The 20,463-nt window shown below is 56.3% G+C and carries 19 protein-coding genes; 14 read left to right on the top strand and 5 right to left on the bottom strand.

Annotation, left to right across the window (positions count from 1 at the left end):
* The 4 genes from ku to NKJ11_RS16285 all read right to left on the bottom strand — a co-directional run.
* Positions 1–629 (bottom strand): non-homologous end joining protein Ku (ku, locus tag NKJ11_RS16270; protein WP_352793772.1); only part of this gene is annotated, 629 nt, incomplete at its 3' end.
* 87 nt (positions 630–716) lie between these two features.
* Positions 717–1,580, bottom strand: a complete 864-nt coding sequence (locus tag NKJ11_RS16275; protein WP_352793774.1) for an ATP-dependent DNA ligase — start codon at positions 1,578–1,580, stop codon at positions 717–719.
* A gap of 92 nt (positions 1,581–1,672) precedes the next feature.
* Positions 1,673–1,807 (bottom strand): hypothetical protein, encoded by a 135-nt coding sequence (locus NKJ11_RS16280; protein ID WP_352550755.1) that lies wholly within the window; start codon positions 1,805–1,807, stop codon positions 1,673–1,675.
* A 35-nt stretch (positions 1,808–1,842) separates the two neighbouring features.
* Positions 1,843–2,109 (bottom strand): KTSC domain-containing protein, encoded by a 267-nt coding sequence (locus tag NKJ11_RS16285; RefSeq protein ID WP_352677167.1) that lies wholly within the window; start codon positions 2,107–2,109, stop codon positions 1,843–1,845.
* Between NKJ11_RS16285 and NKJ11_RS16290 the strand changes: the two genes are divergently transcribed.
* From NKJ11_RS16290 to NKJ11_RS16345, 12 genes are all read left to right on the top strand, one after another.
* Entirely contained in the window at positions 2,084–3,268 is a 1,185-nt protein-coding gene (locus NKJ11_RS16290) for a Fic family protein (RefSeq protein ID WP_352793776.1), read from the top strand. The genes NKJ11_RS16285 and NKJ11_RS16290 overlap by 26 nt on opposite strands.
* 102 nt (positions 3,269–3,370) lie before the next feature.
* On the top strand, positions 3,371–4,330 hold the full coding sequence (locus NKJ11_RS16295; protein ID WP_352793827.1) for an O-antigen ligase family protein: 960 nt from the start codon (positions 3,371–3,373) through the stop codon (positions 4,328–4,330).
* A 147-nt stretch (positions 4,331–4,477) separates the two neighbouring features.
* Entirely contained in the window at positions 4,478–5,359 is an 882-nt protein-coding gene (gene rfbA / locus NKJ11_RS16300; protein WP_352793777.1) for a glucose-1-phosphate thymidylyltransferase RfbA, read from the top strand.
* 3 nt (positions 5,360–5,362) lie between these two features.
* Positions 5,363–5,914, top strand: a complete 552-nt coding sequence (gene rfbC, locus NKJ11_RS16305) for a dTDP-4-dehydrorhamnose 3,5-epimerase (RefSeq protein WP_263484917.1) — start codon at positions 5,363–5,365, stop codon at positions 5,912–5,914.
* A 22-nt stretch (positions 5,915–5,936) separates the two neighbouring features.
* Positions 5,937–7,007 carry a dTDP-glucose 4,6-dehydratase gene (gene rfbB / locus NKJ11_RS16310; RefSeq protein ID WP_352793779.1) on the top strand — a complete coding sequence of 357 codons (1,071 nt, stop codon included), beginning with the start codon at positions 5,937–5,939 and terminating at the stop codon, positions 7,005–7,007.
* Entirely contained in the window at positions 7,004–7,912 is a 909-nt protein-coding gene (rfbD, locus tag NKJ11_RS16315) for a dTDP-4-dehydrorhamnose reductase (protein ID WP_352793781.1), read from the top strand. The genes rfbB and rfbD overlap by 4 nt, the downstream gene beginning before the upstream one ends.
* A 25-nt stretch (positions 7,913–7,937) precedes the next feature.
* Positions 7,938–9,065: a DegT/DnrJ/EryC1/StrS family aminotransferase gene (locus tag NKJ11_RS16320; RefSeq protein ID WP_352793782.1), complete on the top strand. Its 1,128-nt coding sequence runs from the start codon at positions 7,938–7,940 to the stop codon at positions 9,063–9,065.
* On the top strand, positions 9,062–9,565 hold the full coding sequence (locus NKJ11_RS16325) for a GNAT family N-acetyltransferase (RefSeq protein WP_292335901.1): 504 nt from the start codon (positions 9,062–9,064) through the stop codon (positions 9,563–9,565). The genes NKJ11_RS16320 and NKJ11_RS16325 overlap by 4 nt, the downstream gene beginning before the upstream one ends.
* Positions 9,566–9,627: 62 nt before the next feature.
* A complete protein-coding gene (locus NKJ11_RS16330; RefSeq protein WP_352793783.1) occupies positions 9,628–10,788 on the top strand; it encodes a glycosyltransferase family protein in 1,161 nt (386 codons plus the stop codon).
* A 200-nt stretch (positions 10,789–10,988) separates the two neighbouring features.
* Positions 10,989–11,804: an ABC transporter permease gene (locus NKJ11_RS16335; RefSeq protein ID WP_352793784.1), complete on the top strand. Its 816-nt coding sequence runs from the start codon at positions 10,989–10,991 to the stop codon at positions 11,802–11,804.
* Complete coding sequence (locus tag NKJ11_RS16340; RefSeq protein WP_352793785.1) at positions 11,801–12,541, top strand: ABC transporter ATP-binding protein; 741 nt, start codon at positions 11,801–11,803, stop codon at positions 12,539–12,541. Before NKJ11_RS16335 ends, NKJ11_RS16340 begins: the two co-directional genes overlap by 4 nt.
* 61 nt (positions 12,542–12,602) lie before the next feature.
* On the top strand, positions 12,603–16,319 hold the full coding sequence (locus tag NKJ11_RS16345) for a glycosyltransferase (protein WP_352793786.1): 3,717 nt from the start codon (positions 12,603–12,605) through the stop codon (positions 16,317–16,319).
* A gap of 62 nt (positions 16,320–16,381) precedes the next feature.
* Here NKJ11_RS16345 and NKJ11_RS16350 read toward each other — a convergent pair whose 3' ends face one another.
* Positions 16,382–17,008, bottom strand: a complete 627-nt coding sequence (locus NKJ11_RS16350) for a class I SAM-dependent methyltransferase (protein ID WP_352793787.1) — start codon at positions 17,006–17,008, stop codon at positions 16,382–16,384.
* Between the two features lie 412 nt (positions 17,009–17,420).
* Here NKJ11_RS16350 and NKJ11_RS16355 point away from each other — a divergent pair, with 412 nt between their 5' ends.
* Together NKJ11_RS16355 and NKJ11_RS16360 are read left to right on the top strand one after the other, a co-directional pair.
* The gene (locus NKJ11_RS16355) at positions 17,421–19,397 is read left to right on the top strand and encodes an SDR family NAD(P)-dependent oxidoreductase (RefSeq protein ID WP_352793788.1); all 1,977 of its coding nucleotides are present in this window, start codon (positions 17,421–17,423) and stop codon (positions 19,395–19,397) included.
* Between the two features lie 33 nt (positions 19,398–19,430).
* Entirely contained in the window at positions 19,431–20,366 is a 936-nt protein-coding gene (locus NKJ11_RS16360; protein WP_352793789.1) for a glycosyltransferase family 2 protein, read from the top strand.
* Positions 20,367–20,463: the final 97 nt, after the last annotated feature.

A 20,463-nucleotide genomic window follows, 5' to 3' on the forward strand; every position in this document is an offset into this window, starting at 1 on the left:
GGATCGAACTTCGTCACCTTCTTGTCGATAAGGAGCCCCGCGATTTCGAGCAAATCCGCATCGTATTTCGGGCTCTTCACATCGTCGAAGACGGTATCTTCCGACGTCATCTCATTGTGGGTGCGCAACTCGGTCAGCAGCATCCCTTTTTCAAACGGCTGTATCAACACTTCCCGCCCGCGCTGATAGAGTACGACGCAGGAGCGTGCCGCGACGCGCTTCTTCGCCATCGCATCGCGCAGGACGGCAAAGGCCTCCAGGGAGGCGCCATCTGCCGGGATCAAGTAGTATGGTTTTTCCAGATAACGTGTGTCGATCTCGGCAACCGGAACGAAGGAATCGACGTCAAGTGTATGCTGCGACGTCAGTTTCAGTTTCTTGATCTCGTCCGGCTCGACGTGGATGAAATCATCCTTGTCCGCCTCATACCCTTTGATCTGATCCTCGGCTTCGACAACGTCGCCAGTCTCTTCATCGACATAGGCGCTTTTGACGGGTAAACCGTCTTTGCGGTTCAAAATCTTGAAGTGGATCTTGGATGCCTCGCTTGTGGCACCAACTATCTTCACCCCGCATGACACGGAACCAACCCTCAGAAATCCCTTCCAGACCGCGCGTGGCGCCACCATGCCGTTTCTCCTAGACGTGCCGATGTTCCGCACAACGCCAGGCACACGGTTCTGTTCCGCAGGGGGAGCCCTCGTCGCCAGCGTTAGTCATTCCTCCTCTCGGTAATCGAGCAGCTTCGCATGGCGTAGCCTTTCCTCGCCCTTCAGGAACCTGACGCGGCCGACGAGACCAGGCTTCAGCCATTCGGCCTTTTCCTTCTTTAGACCGATCGGAACTGGTCCCCCGACCTTCCCTTGAACACGATCCCATAGTCGCCGACGCTTGTCGGCTTTAAAGGCAACGAACGCGCCGCCGGCATATTGGCCCTTGTCGGCCATAAGCACCATTGCGGGCTTTCCGGCCTCGCGCTGCACGCCAATGATGTCCATTTCCTTTTCGGCATAGCACTTGATCTTGCGCCAGTTCATCGTCGGCCCGCTACGGTAGATGCTGTCCTTGCGCTTCGAGACCATGCCCTCGAGCCCCGCCTTGTCGACCAGGTGATAAACCGCGTCGCCGGTGCCGGGCATGGCTTTGCTGACCTGAATGCGGCCGACGGCTGGAATCAGTGCCTGCAGGATTTCGCGGCGGTCTTCCACCGGCATGTTGCGCAAATCATGCCCGTTCAGGTGCAGGAGATCGAACGCCACCAAATACAAGTCGCGCGACGGCTTACGGCGGGTGACGGCTGATTGCAGGGCGTGGAAGTCGGACAGGCCGGCCTCGTTGACGGTGATTGCCTCGCCGTCGATGATGAAACTTTCCGCCTCGATCGCCTCCGCCTCTCCGGCAAGTTCGATATAGCGGCCGGTCCAATCGTATCCGTTCTTGGTGAACAGCCGGATCCCGTTTTCATCCTTGATAATCTGGGTCCGATACCCGTCGAATTTGATCTCATGAAGCCATTCGTCGCCTTGCGGTGGCCTGTCGACCAGCTCGGGCTCCATTGGCTTGATGAACTTCAGAGGCATGCGCTGACTCGCATAGTGCGATTCAATTAGCGCGCGCTAAAATGGTTCCGGAACATTTTAGACGAATTGAATGTTTGATAGCTGTGACGAAACTATCCGACCTTGGCCCGCCGATTCCCGGCAAGCAGCACGACGGCGAGCCTGCCGACGATCAAGAGAATTTCATGATTTGCCCGGTATGCGGCCAGCGGCTCGACATGCGTGACTTCCGCCAGGTCGCTTGGCACGATCAGCCCCAACATGAGCCGTTGGAACTGGAGCTCTATGTCACGAGCCGGAATGGGTAGCGATTGCGGACGTGGTCGTTGAAATATCGGCCCTTGGCAAAGGCAGCTTTGAACGCGGTGAAGGTCTCAACCGGTACGTCCAAAAACTCATAGTGCTTCCCGCTGGCTACAAACCAGACCGAGAGAATCCTGGTGTTCGGCTCATAGTCGAACTTGCGTATCGAGGTCGACGGCATGCTGCACCAGTTTGCCGGGCCGAATTCAGCGTGACGCGATATGGGCCGCATTCTAACTAGCCCCATCGTTTTCGGTTCCGGGACAACAAGAAACCCCGCCACCTTTCGGGAGCGGCGGGCCTGGGGGGCGCTTGAGTTTTGGGTATTTTTGGGTATCTTTTTGGGTATGGCTCTGAAGATAGGTTCCTTGCAAATCACCCCCGAAATCCTTGCCTTGGTCTCGGAGATCGATGAATTCAAAGGGGCTTGGCGAGCGCTGGGAGCGCTCGCGCCACAGCGCCTATCGGCTCTGCGCCGCGTTGCGACCATCGAGAGCATTGGCTCTTCTACCCGTATCGAAGGAAGCAGGCTCACTGACGGCGAAGTAGAGCGGCTGCTCGCCAACCTCGACATCAAATTCTTTGAATCCCGAGACGAGCAGGAAGTCGCCGGATATGCACAGGTCATAGAAATGATCTTCGCGCATTTCGATGCGATTGATCTGACCGAAAACCACCTGACACAACTACACCGTGACCTGCTGGCGTTCAGCAACAAGGATGAACGCCATCGCGGTGCATATAAGACACTCGCCAATAATGTCAGTGCGTTCGATGCCAAGGGGAAAGAGATTGGCGTCATCTTCGAAACGGCGACGCGCTTCGATACACCCAAGCGGATGAAGGAGCTTGTCGAGTGGACTCGCAACACACTCAGCGAGCAAAGCCTGCACCCTCTGCTCGTCGTCGCAATCTTCACGGTGGTGTTTCTGGAGATACACCCATTCCAGGACGGGAATGGACGGCTGTCGCGCGTTCTGACGACGCTCCTGCTGATGCGCAACGGATATGCGTATGTGCCTTACTCTTCCCTCGAAAGCGTGATTGAGAACAGCAAGGAAGGCTACTATCTGGCGCTACGCCTGACCCAGAAGACGATCCGCAGCCCGAACCCCAATTGGCAGCCATGGGCTGTGTATTTCCTGCGCGCTCTTCAACAGCAAAAGCGGCGGCTTGAGAAAAAAATCGAGCGGGAACGCCTTGTGCTCGGCACTTTGCCCGAACTCTCTTTTCAGATTGTTGAAGCCATCAAGGACCGCGGGCGCATAACCATCAGCGAGATCGTCAACCTGACAGGCGCAAACCGAAACACCGTCAAAAAACACCTAGCCGCTCTGGTGGAAGCGAACCATCTGGCTCAACATGGAACCGGCAAGGGAACTTGGTACGGCCGAAATAAGCGATAGAGGCTCTAAGTCTGCGGCACAAATCCATGGCTGAGCGGTGAAACCGGGCTGCGCTTCGTCAGTGTCGGCGTGGGACGTACGATCGAGTGTCTGTTGTATTTCGTGGCGATGGCTGCATTCTTTCTGAGCGTCACCCGCCTGCGCCCAGATCAGGTCTACGGCCTTCTGCCCTTCTTTTTCATGGGTGTCATCTGTAACGGATTGGCTGCGGCGATCCAGTATTCGCTCTCCGATACGGTTGCCATACAGGGTTTGCTGCCGTTCACGATCAATGCGGGACTGTTTGCCAACCAGAACCATTTTTCAGCTTTGCTCTTCGTCTCCATCCCCTTCGTCGTCTACTACGGCCTGTTTCGCGGGCACCTTCTATCCGGGTCGCTCGGTTTGATAACGCTGCTGCTGCTGCTTCTGGCCGCCGGTTCGCGCGCCGGTATTCTGATAGGGCTGGCGATCACAATAATATCGGTTGTCTTTCTGTCCGCGCGCTCGAGGCTGGGTGGGTATGGAATACCGGCTGTCTTCATCGGGCTTTCGCTTTACACCATCGGGGCGTGGACAAAGATCGATGCGGAAGTGGTTGACCCGGCCTTTGGACGGGCCGAATTTGCCCGCACGACAATCGCGGGAATTGAAGAGAATTGGGCGACGGGCGTGGGCTTTGGCAGTTTCCCGAAAGTCTACCAGATTTACGAAAAGGGAGAGATGATCTTCAAGCCCTACGTCAATCACGCCCACAATGATTATCTGGAATTGGCACTTGAAGGTGGCGCGCCTGTTGTCTTTCTGGTCGCAGCCTACTCGATATTGCTTTTTGCGTTTTCCGTTACGGCACGGCGAGATCCGCTGCAGAAAATGGCGTTTCTCTCAGTATCGTTTCTTCTCGTTCATTCTCTGGTCGATTATCCCTTGCGAACGGCGGCGCTTGCGATGACTTTCGCCTATATGAATGGCATTATCTTTCACAAGGGATTCCCTGAGCGGCTGAGCCAAAGAGGCGAGTCGACCGAGGTTCTAGATGACAATCTGCTTGTTCCCGTCAGGCCGTCGGCTCTGGCAAGATGAGAGACTGGATTTGCCTGGATGGGCTATGGGGGGGCTGCCGAAATCTGGTCCGGTCGTTTGCCGGACGCCGAGATTGACAAGCCACTGCATGGAACCTAAGCACGGGCGGCTGGGGCCGGGGGGTTCAGGCATGTCGAGGAGAGCTTCTTGAAAGGAATTATCCTTGCTGGAGGCAGTGGAACGCGTCTTTATCCACTAACATTAGCCGTCTCTAAGCAAATTCTGCCGATATACGACAAGCCGATGATCTATTATCCGCTGAGCGTTCTGATGCTCGCGGGTATCCGGGAAATTCTGATCATTTCGACGCCGCGCGACCTGCCGGTTTTTCGCGAACTGCTTGGCGATGGATCGGAGTTCGGCCTCGACCTGTCCTATGCTGAGCAACCGCAGCCCAACGGGCTGGCGGAAGCCTTCATCATCGGCCGCAATTTCATCGGCAAGGACAACGTGTCGATGATCCTCGGCGACAACATCTATTTCGGCGATGGGCTGTCGCAGCTTTGCCGCGACGCTGCCTCGCGCGAAAAGGGCGCTTCGGTGTTCGCCTATCATGTCGAGGATCCCCAGCGTTATGGCGTGGTTTCCTTCGACAAGGCCACGGGAACGGCGCTGACGATCGAGGAAAAGCCGCAGGTGCCGAAATCCAACTGGGCGGTCACCGGTCTCTACTTCTATGACAACGACGTCGTCGACATCGCCCCTGCTATCCGTCCCTCGGCGCGCGGCGAACTCGAGATCACGGCGGTCAACAACGTCTACCTCGAACGCGGCCAGTTGCATGTGCATCGGTTGGGGCGTGGCTTTGCCTGGCTCGACACCGGCACGCATGACAGCCTGCATGAGGCCTCGTCATTCGTGCGCACCATCGAGCACCGCCAGGGCATCAAGGTCGCCTGTCCCGAAGAGATCGCCTTTGAACAGGGTTGGCTGACAGTGGACCAGGTTCTGCGTCGCGCCGACCATTTGGGCAAGAATGAATATGCCGCCTATTTGCGCCGGCGTGTCGTCGACCTGTCGGAGGGCTAGGCGTTGGAGGTCAGGCCCCTTGGCATCGATGGCGTGCTGGAAATCGTGCCGAAGCGACATGGCGACGCGCGCGGCTTCTTCGTGGAAACCTACAATGCCGAGCGCTTTTCGCAGGCCGGCATAGACCTGGCTTTCGTGCAGGACAATCATTCCTATTCCGCCGCGGCGGGCGTCTTGCGAGGGCTTCATTATCAGCTTGCGCCGCGCGCCCAGGACAAGCTGCTGCGCGTCATCCGGGGCAGCATTCTCGATGTCGCGGTCGACATTCGCCGCGGTTCGAAAACCTTCGGAAAATGGGTCGCTCTCGAAGTGTCGGCCGAGAAGGGCAACCAGATTCTGGTGCCGAAAGGCTTCGCGCACGGCTTCGTGACGCTCGTGCCTGACACCGAGGTCCTGTATAAGGTGACCGACACCTATTCGCAGGCGCATGACCGGTCGATCCGTTTCGACGATCCCGCCATCGGCATCGAATGGCCGTCATTGACCGGCGGGTTCCAACTCTCGGACAAGGACCTCAAGGCGCCGCTGCTGGCCGCCGCCGAGGTGTTCGCCTGATGGGTTATGTGAGGACAGCGGCATGAATTTTCTGGTGACGGGCGGTGCGGGCTTTATCGGTTCGGCGGTGTGCCGGCATTTGTGCGCCAACCCGGCCTATCGGGTGACCAATCTCGACAAGCTCACCTATGCGGGAAACCTCGCCTCGCTGCGGCCGATCGAGAACGCACACAATTATCGCTTCGCGCAGGCCGATATCTGCGACGAAAAGGCGGTGCTCGACATCCTCCGGCGCGACGATATCGACATCGTCATGAACCTTGCCGCCGAGAGCCATGTCGACCGCTCGATCGATGGGCCGGGCACCTTCATCGAAACCAACATCGTCGGCACCTACAAGATGCTCAATGCCGCGCTGGAATACTGGCGCGGCCTGCCCGAAGACAGGAAGAGCCATTTCCGCTTCCATCATGTCTCGACTGACGAGGTGTTCGGCGATCTTCCCTTCGATGGCGGCATGTTCGTCGAGGAAACGCCCTACGCCCCATCCTCGCCCTATTCCGCCTCGAAAGCGGCCTCGGACCATCTGGTGCGGGCCTGGCACGAAACCTATGGCCTGCCGGTCGTGCTTTCCAATTGCTCGAACAATTACGGACCCTATCACTTTCCCGAAAAGCTGATCCCGCTGGTCATCCTCAATGCGCTCGATGAAAAGCCGCTGCCGGTCTATGGCGCCGGCGCCAATGTGCGCGACTGGCTGTTCGTCGAGGATCACGCGCGCGCGCTGGAACTTGTCGCGACCAAGGGGCTGCCGGGCGAAAGCTACAATGTCGGCGGCAATTCCGAGCGGACGAACCTTGGCGTCGTCGAGACGATCTGCGATCTCCTCGACAGCAGGCGGCCCCGGGCAGGGGGCAAGACCTATCGCGACCTGATTTCCTTCGTCACCGACCGCCCCGGTCACGATCGCCGCTATGCCATCGACGCCTCGAAGATAGGCCGGGACCTGGGCTGGGCGCCCAATGAGAATTTCGACAGCGGCCTCGCCAAGACCGTCGATTGGTTTCTCGACAACACATGGTGGTGGGGACCGATCCGCGAACAGCGCTACGCCGGCGAGCGGCTGGGCGAAGCGCGCAAGGGGGCAGCGTGAGGCTGGTTGTCACCGGACGCGACGGACAGGTCGCGGCAAGCCTCCTGGAGGCCGGCCAGGCGGCCGCCGGCGTTGAGGTTATCGCCATTGGCCGTCCGCAACTCGACCTTTCAAGACCCGACACCGTGATCGAAGCGATCGCGGCCGCGAAGCCTGATATCGTCGTGTCGGCTGCCGCCTACACGGCGGTGGATCAGGCCGAGGACGAGCCCGATCTGGCATTCGCGGTGAACGCCGTCGGCGCCGGCAAGGTGGCGCAAGCCGCGGCCTGCCTGGGCGTTCCCGTCATCCATCTTTCGACCGACTATGTCTTCGACGGCACCAAGGCCGGCGCCTATGAAGAGACCGACGAGACCGCGCCGCGCAACGCATATGGCGTTTCCAAGCTCGCCGGCGAACAAGCGGTGGCCGCGGCCAACCCGCGCCATCTCATTCTTCGTACTGCATGGGCATACAGCCCGTTCAGCCGGAATTTCGTCAAGACCATGCTGAAGCTTGCCAACGACCGCGACGAGATCGCGGTGGTGGCCGATCAGTGGGGAAATCCCACCTCCGCGATTGATATCGCCGACGCAATCCTGCATGCGGCGACGATGTTGCACGAAAACAAGGGTTCCGCCGCGTTCGGCATCTATCATCTGGCCGGCACGGGCGAGACCAACTGGAGCGGCTTTGCCCGCCATATCCTGGACACAAGCCGCGTGTTTGGTGGCCCTTGGGCGCGGGTACGGGACATTGCTACGATGGACTATCCGACCAAGGCGCGCCGCCCCGCCAATTCACGGTTGTCTACGGCTAAGTTCACCGCGACCTATGGTTGGACAGCGCCGGAATGGCAGCAATCGGCAAAAGAAATCGTATCTCGTCTCCTGGATGGTCAGACGGGACACGCCAGCAACGTGTGACCGCCACCGCCACGGAGAGTTTTTGATGAGCGTTCAGTTATTCGTACCGAGTTTCCGCATCGAAGAATGTCTTGCGGGAATCCGTGAGTGCCTGGAAAAAGGATGGACCGGGCTAGGCTTCAAAACCGCCGAATTTGAAACAGCCTGGAAGACCTATACGGGTCTCCCACACGCCCATTTTCTGAACTCAAACACGGTCGGACTTCACCTGGCGTTTCAGCTGTTCAAGTCCAAATACGGGTGGGACGACGAGAGTGAGGTCATCACAACGCCGCTGACGTTTGTTTCGACAAATCATGCTATTCTGTACGCTGGCCTCAAGCCAGTCTTCGCCGATGTTGACGAGTATCTTTGCCTTGACCCCCAAAGCGTCCTTGAGCGGATCACTGACAAAACGAAGGCGCTGATATTCGTCGGGATGGGGGGCAACGTTGGCCAGTATCAGAAGATACTGGAGATTTGCCGCGCGCGCGACATCAGGCTGGTGCTCGACGCGGCCCACATGTCAGGCACCCGTGTCGACGGTAGGCACATTGGCGGTGATGCTGACGCATCGGTATTCAGTTTTCAGGCGGTGAAAAATCTTCCAACCGCCGATTCTGGAATGATCTGCTTCAAGGAAGCAGAGGATGATGAGCGTGTTCGCAAGCTCACCTGGCTGGGCATCAACAAGGATACCTACGCCCGTACTGCTGCCCAGGGGGCGTATAAATGGATGTATGACGTCGAGGAGATCGGGCATAAATATCACGGCAACTCGATCATGGCCGCGATTGCCATTGTCCAGCTCAAATATCTCGACGTCGACAATTCCTTTCGACGCCAGCTAGCGATGTGGTACCGCCAGCATCTGGATGGCCACAATCACGTCAATGTCGTGCCTACAGCGCCAGGGTGTGAGTCTGCCCAGCATCTTCTCCAGATACGGATTCAGAACCGAGACAATCTGATGCTTGCCCTCAACGAGCACGGCGTCTATCCGGGAGTTCACTATCGCGACAACACGGACTACCGAATGTACGCTTTCGCAGCCGGCACTTGCCCGAATGCTGCATCGGCAAGCAAGGAAATCATCTCGTTGCCACTGCACCTTCGTATGAGCAAGGCAGATGTCGATCTGATTTCTGACTTGGTTCTCAAATACGCTCAATGAAACCGCAAATCGCCCCTTTCGGAGACGGCACGATTGTCTTGAGGCTCGTGGAGGAGCGGGATCTCAAGACAATCCTCGACTGGCGCAACCGCGACGACGCACGTGTCTGGTTCAAGACATCCGACAGGCTCGCGTTCGACCAGCATCTCGCCTGGTACAACAGCTATCTCCAGAAGGATGACGACTTTTTCTTCCTGGTGGAGGTGGGTGGGCGCCCGGTCGGGCAATGTGGAATTTATGATATCGACGAAGATGTCGGGAGAGCCGAAGTCGGCCGATTTCTGGTCGCACCAGAAATGGCCGGCAAAGGCTATATTGCTCGTTCCTGCGCAGAGATCGTCCGCTTCGGCACGCAATTCATGAAATTGCCCTATCTCTACCTCGAAGTTATGGAGCAAAATTCAAGGGCTATTCGCCTCTACGCACGGGAGGGATTCGTTGAAGAAGGCCGTTCCGGCGGCTTGATCCGCATGGGCTTTGGCCGGGGGCGACCTTCGTGACCCTCAGGCGCGATTTCACGCCGAACCTCTCGCCGCCGAGACAAGCGGTCATGTGAGCCTAAATGGCGAATGTTCTGATGATAATAGAGGCAAAAATCGCCACCACATATTTGCTTGAGCAAATTATGGGGGCCTGTCGAGTGCATGGCGTCGATCACAAAGTAAAATTTCTAAATGAACTTCATGTCGACGACATAACGTTGGATACCATTCCAATGTTTGTACGATGTGCGGATCCGCACGTTCTATCATGGACACAATTGCTGGCCGACGCCAACAGGTCATATGTCTATTATATTGACGATAATTTCTGGCGCATTCTCGGAGATGACCCTCTCGCGCTGTATTATCGGCACCCAATTGTCAGGAAATCTCTGGATTTTGCGGTGTCCCACGCTGCCATCGTAATGGTAAATTCCTCAGAACTAGCAAGATTCATATCAAGGTATAATACTCGGATAGAGGTTCTCCCAACATTCTTTGACTTTTCACTTGTTGAAGACGTAACTCCGTCTTCTAATGACGAAACACGAATAGGTTTTGCCGGAAGTCCGTCCAGAGTGGATGATCTGGAAATGATATCGCCACTTATTGAGCCGATATTAGAGAGGTTTCCGAAGGCTGTATTCGAGTTTGCTGGTGTTCTTCCAAGGGGAGTTAGGACAGAGGCGAGAGTCCGTTTCTTTCCACATACCGGCGATTACAATAACTACGTCAAATTCCAAGCTTCGAGAAATTGGGCAATTGGCTTGGCACCCCTGATTGATCATGAAGCGAACCGTAGTAAGACCGATAACAAGTATCGCGAATACGGCGCATTTCGCATAGCAGGAATATATTCCAATATTCCCCCATATAGCGATGTTGTAAGGTCGCCAGTGACCGGGTTACTCGTCGCCAATACGAAAGATTCGTGGTTAGAGGCAATCTCGGCGATGATGGAGTCGCCGCAAGAGCGAGAAATATTGACGAGGATGGCGTTTGAGGATGTTAAAAACCGATACGATTTGAATGTAGTTTCCAGAGAGTGGGCAGATGTATTCATTAGATTTGATGAGGCCCGCTCAATAAATACCAGGCCGCTCAGGGGTGGAAAGATTCAGATAAAGAAATTTTGGAGATATATAGAGAGATATTGGCTAAGTTTTTGGGTCGCTTATAAAGCTGGGGGTATTTATCTGATATCAAAACGAATTGTGAAAAAGATATTGAGGTTAGTTTAGTGTATTATTCATGGCGTACTCCGTGCGCTCTTGACAGCCTGTCCGGGAGTATGATCTCTTGCAAGCTGGCACAGTGCTTGTGGACTTTGGTCCCCATCGCCGACAACCCGCCGGTCGAAGCCGACGATCGCTATTACGCAGCGCTGGAATTTCCCAGCATGGCAGCGTGATTCAAACGAAATGGCAACCCGGTGCGAATCATGAAACATAGCTATTCAAGTGTGGACAAGAGTAGGTTGCTCCGAGATGTTATCCGCTCGCTGCTGCTGCATCGCGTCTGGTTCTTCATCGGCATTCAAGACGTCAAGCGCCGCTACCGCCGTTCGTTCATTGGTCCATTGTGGATCCTTATCAATCTTGGCCTGTACGTTGGCGCCATAGGTTTCGTATATGGCATCATGTTCGGGCAAGACCTGAAGGCTTTTCTCCCCTACCTGATGCTGGGTTTCGTCGCCTGGGGGCTGATTTCCGCGTCTGTGGTCGACGCTGGTATGGTCTTCGTAAGTGCCGAAGGTTATATCAAGCAGTTTTCATATCCCAAGCAAATCTATATCCTGCGGGCGCTCGTCAGCAACGCTATGAACTTTGTAATGGGTCTAGCAGCTGTGGCTCTCGTGCAGCTTTTTCTCGGCACCTTCGAATTTGCCGGATGGCTGTTGGCCATCCCAGGTCTTCTGCTGCTTTATATAGCTCTATTGGGACACACAACTATTTTTGCTTATTTAGGTACCGCCTTCCGTGATCTGCCACATGCTTTGGCTGGTGTCTTACAGGTAGTGTTCTATCTGACCCCAATCGTCGTTCCAGCCAGCGTCCTCAAGAGCCACGGCCTAGAATTCATTTATCTCGTCAATCCGATCTATCACTTGATTGAAGTCGTTCGCCATCCAATCCTAACTGCAAGTCTAGCGCCTCTTTCCACCTACGGTTTTGTGTTTGGCTATATTCTGATCGTGTATTGCATTGCCTGGTACGTGGCTTCGCGGTTGGACAAGAAAGTGGTGTTTCTCCTGTGACCCAGAACTTCATACGACTACAGAACGTCGGCGTGCGTTTTACCGGCGACATGAACACCGACGGCCTGATAGGCTGGCTAGCCAGAAAGCGGAGCGGGGAGTCGGCTCCTGGTGCCTATACCGTCGAGGCTCTGAACGACGTGACTGTTGCTATCCAACAGGGCGAGCGGGTGGGTCTTATTGGCCTCAACGGGGCAGGCAAGAGCACTCTGTTGAAGGTGATGGCGGGTATCTACATGCCGACCAGTGGAATCGCGGAAACGGAGGGACATGTTTGCCCGATGTTCGAGTTCGCAACCGGTTTCGAAATGCATCAAACCGGTCGAGACAATATCCGCATCCGTGGGTTGCTGCTTGGCATGACATCCGACGAGATTGAGGCGAAACTGCCGGAGATCGAGGAGTTCACCGAGCTTGGGGAGTTTCTAAAATATCCCGTCCGGACATATTCGGCGGGGATGTTCATCCGCCTCGCGTTTGCTGTATCGACTAGCATAAATCCAGAAATTTTACTTATAGACGAGGTCATGGGAGCCGGCGATATCCGCTTCGCTAAAAAAGCGAAAAACCGCATGTTCGAATTCATGGAGCAAGGCAAGATTCTTGTCTTTTCATCTCACAACTTTGATCTATTGAAGAGCTTTTGTGCCCGGACAATATGGCTGGAGAAAGGGCGCATCGTCATGGACGGAGGAACTGAGGATGTGATCGCAAAGTACGAGTCATCACAGAGGTAATCAGGTTCCGCTGTAGCAGAACGATACGTGATGCCCGCGGAATGCGGGTTTCGGGGGAAACATGAAATTCGGTGATTGTGGCCACGATCTTTCTATAAGGCGCATCGACAAAGGGCAGTCGGTACCCAAAGTTACGGTGATCCTCCCCACTTTTGCGCGTGCGAACGGGCTGTTGCAGCTTTCGATTGATAGTGTTCTTTCGCAAAGCTATGGCGATTTCGAACTCATCGTTGTGGATGATGGTTCGCGCGATGGAACCGCCGATGTACTAAGTGAGTACCAGCTTGCCGATTCCCGGATCGTCATCCACTCATATAAGTACAATAGTGGTCTTCCTGCCATGCGCGTGAATCAGGCTGCGCTCCACGGCCGCGGCAAGTACATTGCCTACCAGTTTGACGATGACATTTGGACGGCGGACAGTTTAAAGGTGCGCATGGCGTGGCTTGAGCGCCAATCCGACCCAAGCGTCGTCTATGGCAGCTGCGACGCTTATCGCGCGACGGACGAAGGCGAGATCTTTCAGCGTGTACTGGGGCAGGAGTTCAACTACAGCCTCCTGCTACACGGTAACTATATCGCAAACAACTCGGTAATCCACCATGCTGCTCTCTTCGAGAGGCACGGCATGTATGACCCTCACTTGGTGGCCAGGCGATATTCGGACTACGATCTCTGGCTGCGTTTCGGAAGAACGGCTCCCTTCCAATGGGTCGATGCGACGTGTTCGGTCGTTCGCGGCAACATGGAGAACTCGCTTGGCCGGGATGTGCACGCAGATTTTACCCGCACTTTGAAATACCTTCAGCTTTCTCGAGATCAGCGGCTGAATCCCACCAATATTGCTCAATACGACATGATTTCAGCCGAAAATTGGGGAAATAGATTCTCAATCGCAGAGGTAAACCGATACTATAGAGAAGAGGCATTGCCGTTTGTTTCCAGGTTCAACAACTATTGCACCCCTTCAGAGTTGGCAGTAGTGGCATCTGGAGCCATGGAACATAAACGCATAATGGTGTCGAAGCCTGACTACAGCACGTCTGTGGATGTGGTCATTCGCAATTTCGAGAAGCTTCCAAACCAGAAAGGCTTCACCAGCACCTTCGTAAGGGAACGGGATATTTCATCCTTCGACACGTCGGACACGGACATCGCCATTCTGTACCGTACTGTGGGGCCGGCGGAAAAGTTGTTGACTGATAAGGGGCGGAAGAGAGTTCCTTGTGCCTATCTCATGGATGACAACATGCTTCGCTTCCACGAGGTGGGGCCGGAGCATTCCTCTATCGCGCCTGGCACACCAGCATACCGCAGCATAGTGGCGCAGATATCCGCCGCTGATGCTGTGATCGGATACAGCGATGAAATCATCGATGATTTCAGAACGTATAACTCTCATGCAATTCATCTTAAATCGAATATCCAGCAGCGGTATATAAAACGTCGTGATTACAACCGGTCTGGAAAGGTTCGCATCGCAATTTTTAGCAATAAGTTCCGCGGGCCGATCATTGCCAAGCTCTGGCCGGGATTTCAGCGCGTCGCGTCCCGTTACAAGAATGAAATCGAATTTCATTTCTGGGGTATCGATCCGGGTAGTTTCCCTGCTCTGGAGTGCGATGTCCATTTCAAGCCTTTCACGCATTCCTACGACAGCTATCTTGCGGAGCTAGGCAGAACGTATTTCGATCTTTCGCTCACGCCTCTTGCGGGCGATACACGCGCAGAACGGAGTAAGAGTCCGGTCAAACTGTTGGAATCGGTCGCCGCCGGTGCAATTAGCGTGATGAGTGATGTAGCGCCCTATAGCCGCTTACCTGATGCGGTTTGTGTCAAAGTGCGCAATCGACCCGAGGACTGGGCCGACGCCATTGAAGGTCTGCTAAAACTCAAGGCGGAGCAACGCGATGAAATCTTGGAGCGGGCACGAGCATATGTCGAAAGTTGCTATACAACGGAAATCCAATACTACGATTTTTATGGTGCTCTCGCCGCGACAGAAGTTCATGCGCGTTTAAAGGATAAGGCAATTCTCTATGCTTTTCATGAGGCCGCTATGGGAGGGGCAACGCTTCATTTGCTACGGCATGCGGCGCTTGTATCCTCATACGGCTTCAGGGTTGTCGGCTTGATCCGGCAGGACGAGAGGTTTGGACCGGAGTTTGCTCGTCTCTGGCGCGAGGCAACGAAGGATGCCCCCCTGCTGGAGGAAAGTTGGCAGCACGGAATGAATAGCGCCGACGACTCCAAAGTACGTTCACGGGATGTGATGGACATGGAGGTCGCCCAACGCATTGCGGAAAAATTAGCCGAGTTTGATGTAGGTCTCCTTCATTTCGCCACATGGCAGCCAGCCATGACGGCCCTCGGATTGGAACTTGGCGTTCCAGTTGTCGCTAGCGTTCACCAATACTATGAGGGGGCTGATACACGAGCCTTCGCCCACGCAGTTCATTGCTCCTCGGCAACACATGGTGAACGATGGAAGAAAGCGTCGGGGGTCCCCGTGCGCCGCATTGTCTGTCCCGTCGACGACGTCTATTTCTCGCTTTTCCCGCCACGGGAGGCTCGGAACTTTGCCTTACAAGATCCGCTGCAGATAGTCGTCTCGGGAACGCTGCAGCCTCGCAAGAATCAACTCGCTGCCATCAAGGCGGCTCTACTTCTGCGCAAGGCTGGACATGAGGTTACAGTCCACGTGATCGGCTACGATGATCTCCGCTGCGATTACGCAAAGGCTTGCCGCGATTATGTGTCGGAACAAGATCTGGAAAACCACGTCATTTTTCACGGGTTCGTTTCCGATCCGGAACGCTTCTATGCAAGCTGCGACGTGTTACTCATATCCGCGTTAGACGAATCCATGCCACAGGCGATGCTTCAGGCCATGGCATCCGGTGTCGCTGTTGTATCGCCTAGCGTTGGCGGTGTATCCGAAGTGATCAGGCATCGCTACAGCGGTTTGATCGCCAAGGATGCGTCCCCCGAAGAACTGGCGAATGCCGTCAATGAGTTTCTAGGGTATTCGGCTGCACGGCGAGCGGAAATGTTGCGAAGTGCCTACCGGACAATAGGTATTCTGGGACGCCCAAGCTATGTCCGAGCGGAATTAATGGATCTCTATGGGAGCGCTTTCAGCAGGTCGGCGTCCGAGAAGTCGATCGAGGCGATCACTGACATCTCGAGCGCTCTACTGGGTGTGCTCCCTGAGAGGTTCGAGCCCGGTGTGGCTTCCACAATTGCCAGGCTCCACTCGGAGGTGGAAGCCCAGCATTTCTCGCGTCCGCTCAGGCTGGCGAGGGCCGTCACTTGGCAGTCGAGCGAGATGTGGAATATGATTTCCTCCGTCTTTGCTCCGCTTGATTTGTTCAGCCGCCGGCACTTCGGCCGGACGCGACGTGATGAACTGCGCCTGAGCGAGAATCTCTCGGGCATATCCTACAGGGAGTATACCGTCCATTTCGCGCTTCCCTCCCTCGCGGCCATCCATCTTGGGATCGTGCCGCTTGTTCGGGCGTCGGCGGGGCTCATAGGCATTGAGATCGTGTCGAGCGAAGCCAAGATTCTGGGCTCCACGACGCGCTCCCTCGCCGACGTTGAAGTGGGCCTGCCCGCGAAATTTTCGTTGAACACGCCTGTCCTCGATCTTCAGGCAGGATGGCGGCTCAGAGTCTTCGTGCGCGACACGGACGTACCGGTCACCATCTATGAGGTAGTGCGCCCAGCGGTGCTTTACGGCGCGTTAAAGCGTTTCCCTTTCGCTCGGTTCGAGTAGCCACCAATTGATTGCCTCGTGCACCGCGAGCGCAGTTGGGGCAAAAATCGCGCTTAGGAATGTCAAGTATGGAGCGCAACAATGTAGGCTTCGCCCCCGGAGCGAAGGCTAACAGACTCGGTGCCACCCAGATTCTTCGGCCCCCTGGTGCAAATGGCGTTTCGAATATAGGCATCTGAATATCGTCGGTGCAAAAACTGAACACCACCAATCGTTTCATAATTTTCCACGATTTCTTCACCGTCGCTTGGCCAAGTGGTGAAGATGCATATCTTCTTTGTTACACGGAGTAGTTCGGCTACGAATTGCTCTATTTCAGGAATATGACCGAGCACCTCGAAACACAGGACCACATCGAATTGGTGATCTTCGAAACCGAGATTGTAGCCATCTCCGAAAAGAAATGTGCCTGTTGGAAAACCTTCCCTCGCTTTTTCCAGCATTTTCACAGATGAGTCGATGCCCGTATAGATGGCGCCACTCGGCAGGCCGGTGACAAGTTTTTCGTAAATGAGACCAGTTCCGCAGCCGACTTCCAGAATGGAAGATTCAGGAGGAAGAGTAACGCGATGCAAAACAATATCGACTAGCTCTTGGCGATGGGCATCTTCAATAGGCGAGTTCTGCCAGATCGCCTGAATTTCATCAGCGATTCCACTCACGTCCCAATTATCCCAGTCTCGGGTCATCGGTTATTTCCTGTCGTTCCAAGTGAATGAGGGGAGTGTCAACAATGCGCACCAACCAGGCAAGATGCTTTGGCCTGGCGCGCGGTTAACGTCTTGATTGCGGCTGCAGCGTCAACTTGGGGCGGTCCCTTTGGTTCGGAGCATCGGTATGCTGAAAATACCGACATCCTCCTGTGATCATAATACGGTGACTTTGAGGCGGGCAGCAGGGGGCATCGGCCGATGGCACGCGGCAGCAAACTTATTCGCTCTCCAGAAAAAACCTCTGGCTATGCCCTCGCCACCACAGTATGCGATACAGGACGGCGGGGGCTGGGGATGGCACTTGAGTAAGGTGATTGGTCGCGAAGTATCTTCGTGTTCGCACCTCGCTGGTGTTGATGCCCTTGAGCCTGGAGTCTAGTGCCGTCCAATGAATCCCCACCTAGAAGCTGTGTTCGGGCTCAGGCCACAGATGCGGCGCGCCTTCATCATGGTCCAGGACGTGGTCATGGTCCTGGTCGCCGTGGCACTCAGCCTCGTGCTTTCGCGGTCGAATCTTTCGTTCGAAGCGCTCTCCAAGGAGGGTCTGGCGACATGGGCGGGCATCGTCGTCATCAGCCATTTGCTGTTCCGCTACAGTGGCCTCTACACCACCGTCTGGCGCTTCGCCTCGACGCCGGACTTTTTCAACATCCTGAAGAGCTGCGCGATTTTGACGTTCACTCTTTACATGGCGTCGCTGCTGCTGCGTTTTTACCGGCCGGTGGCGGGGCTCAACGAGCGTCAGTTCATCGTCTTCTTCCTCGTCTCCTTCACCATAATATCGGCACCCCGGCTGTTCTACCGCTTCCTGCGTGACGGCGCGAGTTGGGGCATTCTTGGCCGCAAGTCCGATGATACTGAGCCCAAGCGCGCGTTGTTCGTTGGCCGGCTCGGCGAGGCCGACCTGATCATTCGCTTCACGCGCACGGCGCAACCGGCGGACTATTCCATCGCCGGCATCATGGCGACCGAGCGCGGCGCACCGTTGGGCACGCGGATTCAAGGTGTTCCCGTGGTGGCGACCATGCCGCGCCTGATCGATGTCCTGGAAGACTATGCGACCGGCACCAAAAGCCTGGACTTGCTGATTTTCGGCAGCGGCGCCGAGCACGAAATCGAGGACTATTCGGAACTCGTGCGCATTGCCCGGCACGGCGACATAAATGTGGTGCAGTTCTCAGGCCTTTCGGAGTTGGAACAGCACGGAAAGCTGGTTCTCGACACCGTTGAGATGGAAACGATCCTGCGCCGTCCGGCGGTCGCGTCCGACATCCAGCGCATCGGCGCCTTTGTCAGCGGCAAACGCGTTCTGGTGACCGGCGGCGCCGGTTCTATCGGCCAGACGCTGGTCAAGCGGTCGCTGGAACTGGGAGCCGAGGCGGTGCTGGTCGCCGACAACTCCGAGTTCGGCATTTTCCAGCTGAGCCAGTATGTTGACGAAAAGGATCATGACCGGCTCAAGGTCCGCATCGTCGATGTCGCGGACCGGCGCCAGATAACGCGTGTCGTCACGGAATTCCGGCCGGACATCATCTTTCACGCCGCGGCGCTCAAGCATGTTCCGCTGCTCGAGGAGAACTGGGATTCAGCCGTTCAAACCAACATTTTCGGAACGCTCGTCTGCGCCGAAGTTGCCGCCAAGTGCGGGGTTGCGCAATTTGTCCTGATATCGAGCGACAAGGCGGTGGATCCCTCATCAGTGCTTGGCATGACGAAGCGGGCCGCCGAACAGATCATCAGCGCCTTGCATGGCGAGACGGGCGGGCGTGACCCGGCCACCAAGTTCATTGCAGTGCGGTTCGGCAATGTCTTCGGCAGCAATGGTTCGGTGGCGACCATATTCCAGGCGCAAATCGAGGCTGGGGGGCCCGTCACCATCACCGACCGGCGCATGACGCGCTATTTCATGACCGTGGCCGAAGCCGTCGATCTCGTCATCATGTCGGCGGCCGATGCCGCGTCGCGGCAGAGCGGACACGATTATGCCGTCTATATGCTCGACATGGGCAAGCCGGTGCCGATCCTTGAAGTGGCCGAAACGATGATCCGCTTGTCCGGAAAGAGCCCATACAAGGACATCGCGATCCGGTTCACCGGCATCAGGCCGGGCGAAAAACTTCACGAAACGCTGCATGGCGAAGACGAGGAACTCGTAGAACTCGGCATCTCGAAGGTTTTCGGCCTCAGCACGGACGTCGTGGAATGGTCGGATGTCCAGGTCGCGCTCACGGCCCTGCAGCAGTCGGCGAAAAACCAGGACAAGGCTGCCGCGCTCGCCGCATTGGCAGGTCTCGACCGCGCCAAGAAGGCCAGGGCAAGTGCACGTCAAGACGCGATCCCGAAAACGGCCGGGCAGGCGAGCTAGGCCCGGTTCAGAATTCAGAAAGCGATCTTGGTCGTGAGCAAAGCAGATCTGCGCGTCGCGGTCCTGATGGGCACGAAGGATGGCGCGGCCTTCATCGATGAACAGCTGCAGTCCCTGCTCGCGCAGTCGCACCCTCTGGTCGACCTGTGGATTTCAGACGATGGCTCCGTCGACGGCACGACCGCCATCATCGAGACATGGAAATCCCGCTGGCGGCCCAAAGGTCGGATGACGCTGGTAGAGGGGCCGCGGCAAGGCTTCGCCGCCAATTTCCGCTCCATGATCGTCGACCGACGCATCGAGGCCGACTGCTATGCCTTCTGCGACCAGGACGATATCTGGGAGACCGACAGGCTGGAGAGCGCTATCAGCTGGATGCGGACCCAGGATGCGAAAACCCCGCTGATGTTTTGTTCGCGAACCGCCACCATGACGGAAACAGGAAGTCTTGTCGGCCATTCGCCGCTGTTTGCCCGGCCGCCATCCTTTCGCAACGCGCTTGTGCAAAGCATCGCCGGCGGCAACACCATCCTGCTCAACGCGGCGGCACGCGACCTGCTGGCCAGGGCCTCCACGCGGACCGGGTTCGTCAGCCATGACTGGTGGGCCTATCTCATCGTGACCGCCGCCGGCGGCATCGTCCGCTACGATCCGCGGCCGCTGGTGCGCTACCGGCAGCACGCGGCGAACCTGGTCGGCGCCAACGTGTCCTGGAAAGCAAGGTTCTCCCGGCTTGGCCGCCTGTTCAAGGGGGAATTCGCCGGCTGGACAGACCTCAACCTCGACGGTCTCGCCCTCAATCGCGACCTCCTGACCGAGGACGCGACGGCATGCCTCGACCTTTTCACCCGCGGGCGCAACGGCGGTCTTTTCCGGCGCTTGGCGGGCTTGCGCCAAAGCGGCGTCTATCGGCAGACCGTTTCCGGAAACCTGGGGCTCTATCTCGCTTTCGTCCTGGGGCGCATCTGAACATTGGCACGAGTGCGTGGCACGCTTGGTCAAAAGATCGGCTCATGCTACTTCGACCGGATTGACGGCATTTGCCTGCGGCGTTGCCTCGGGACTT

The organism is Mesorhizobium sp. M0243, assembly GCF_040321775.1.
Lineage (GTDB): Bacteria > Pseudomonadota > Alphaproteobacteria > Rhizobiales > Rhizobiaceae > Mesorhizobium.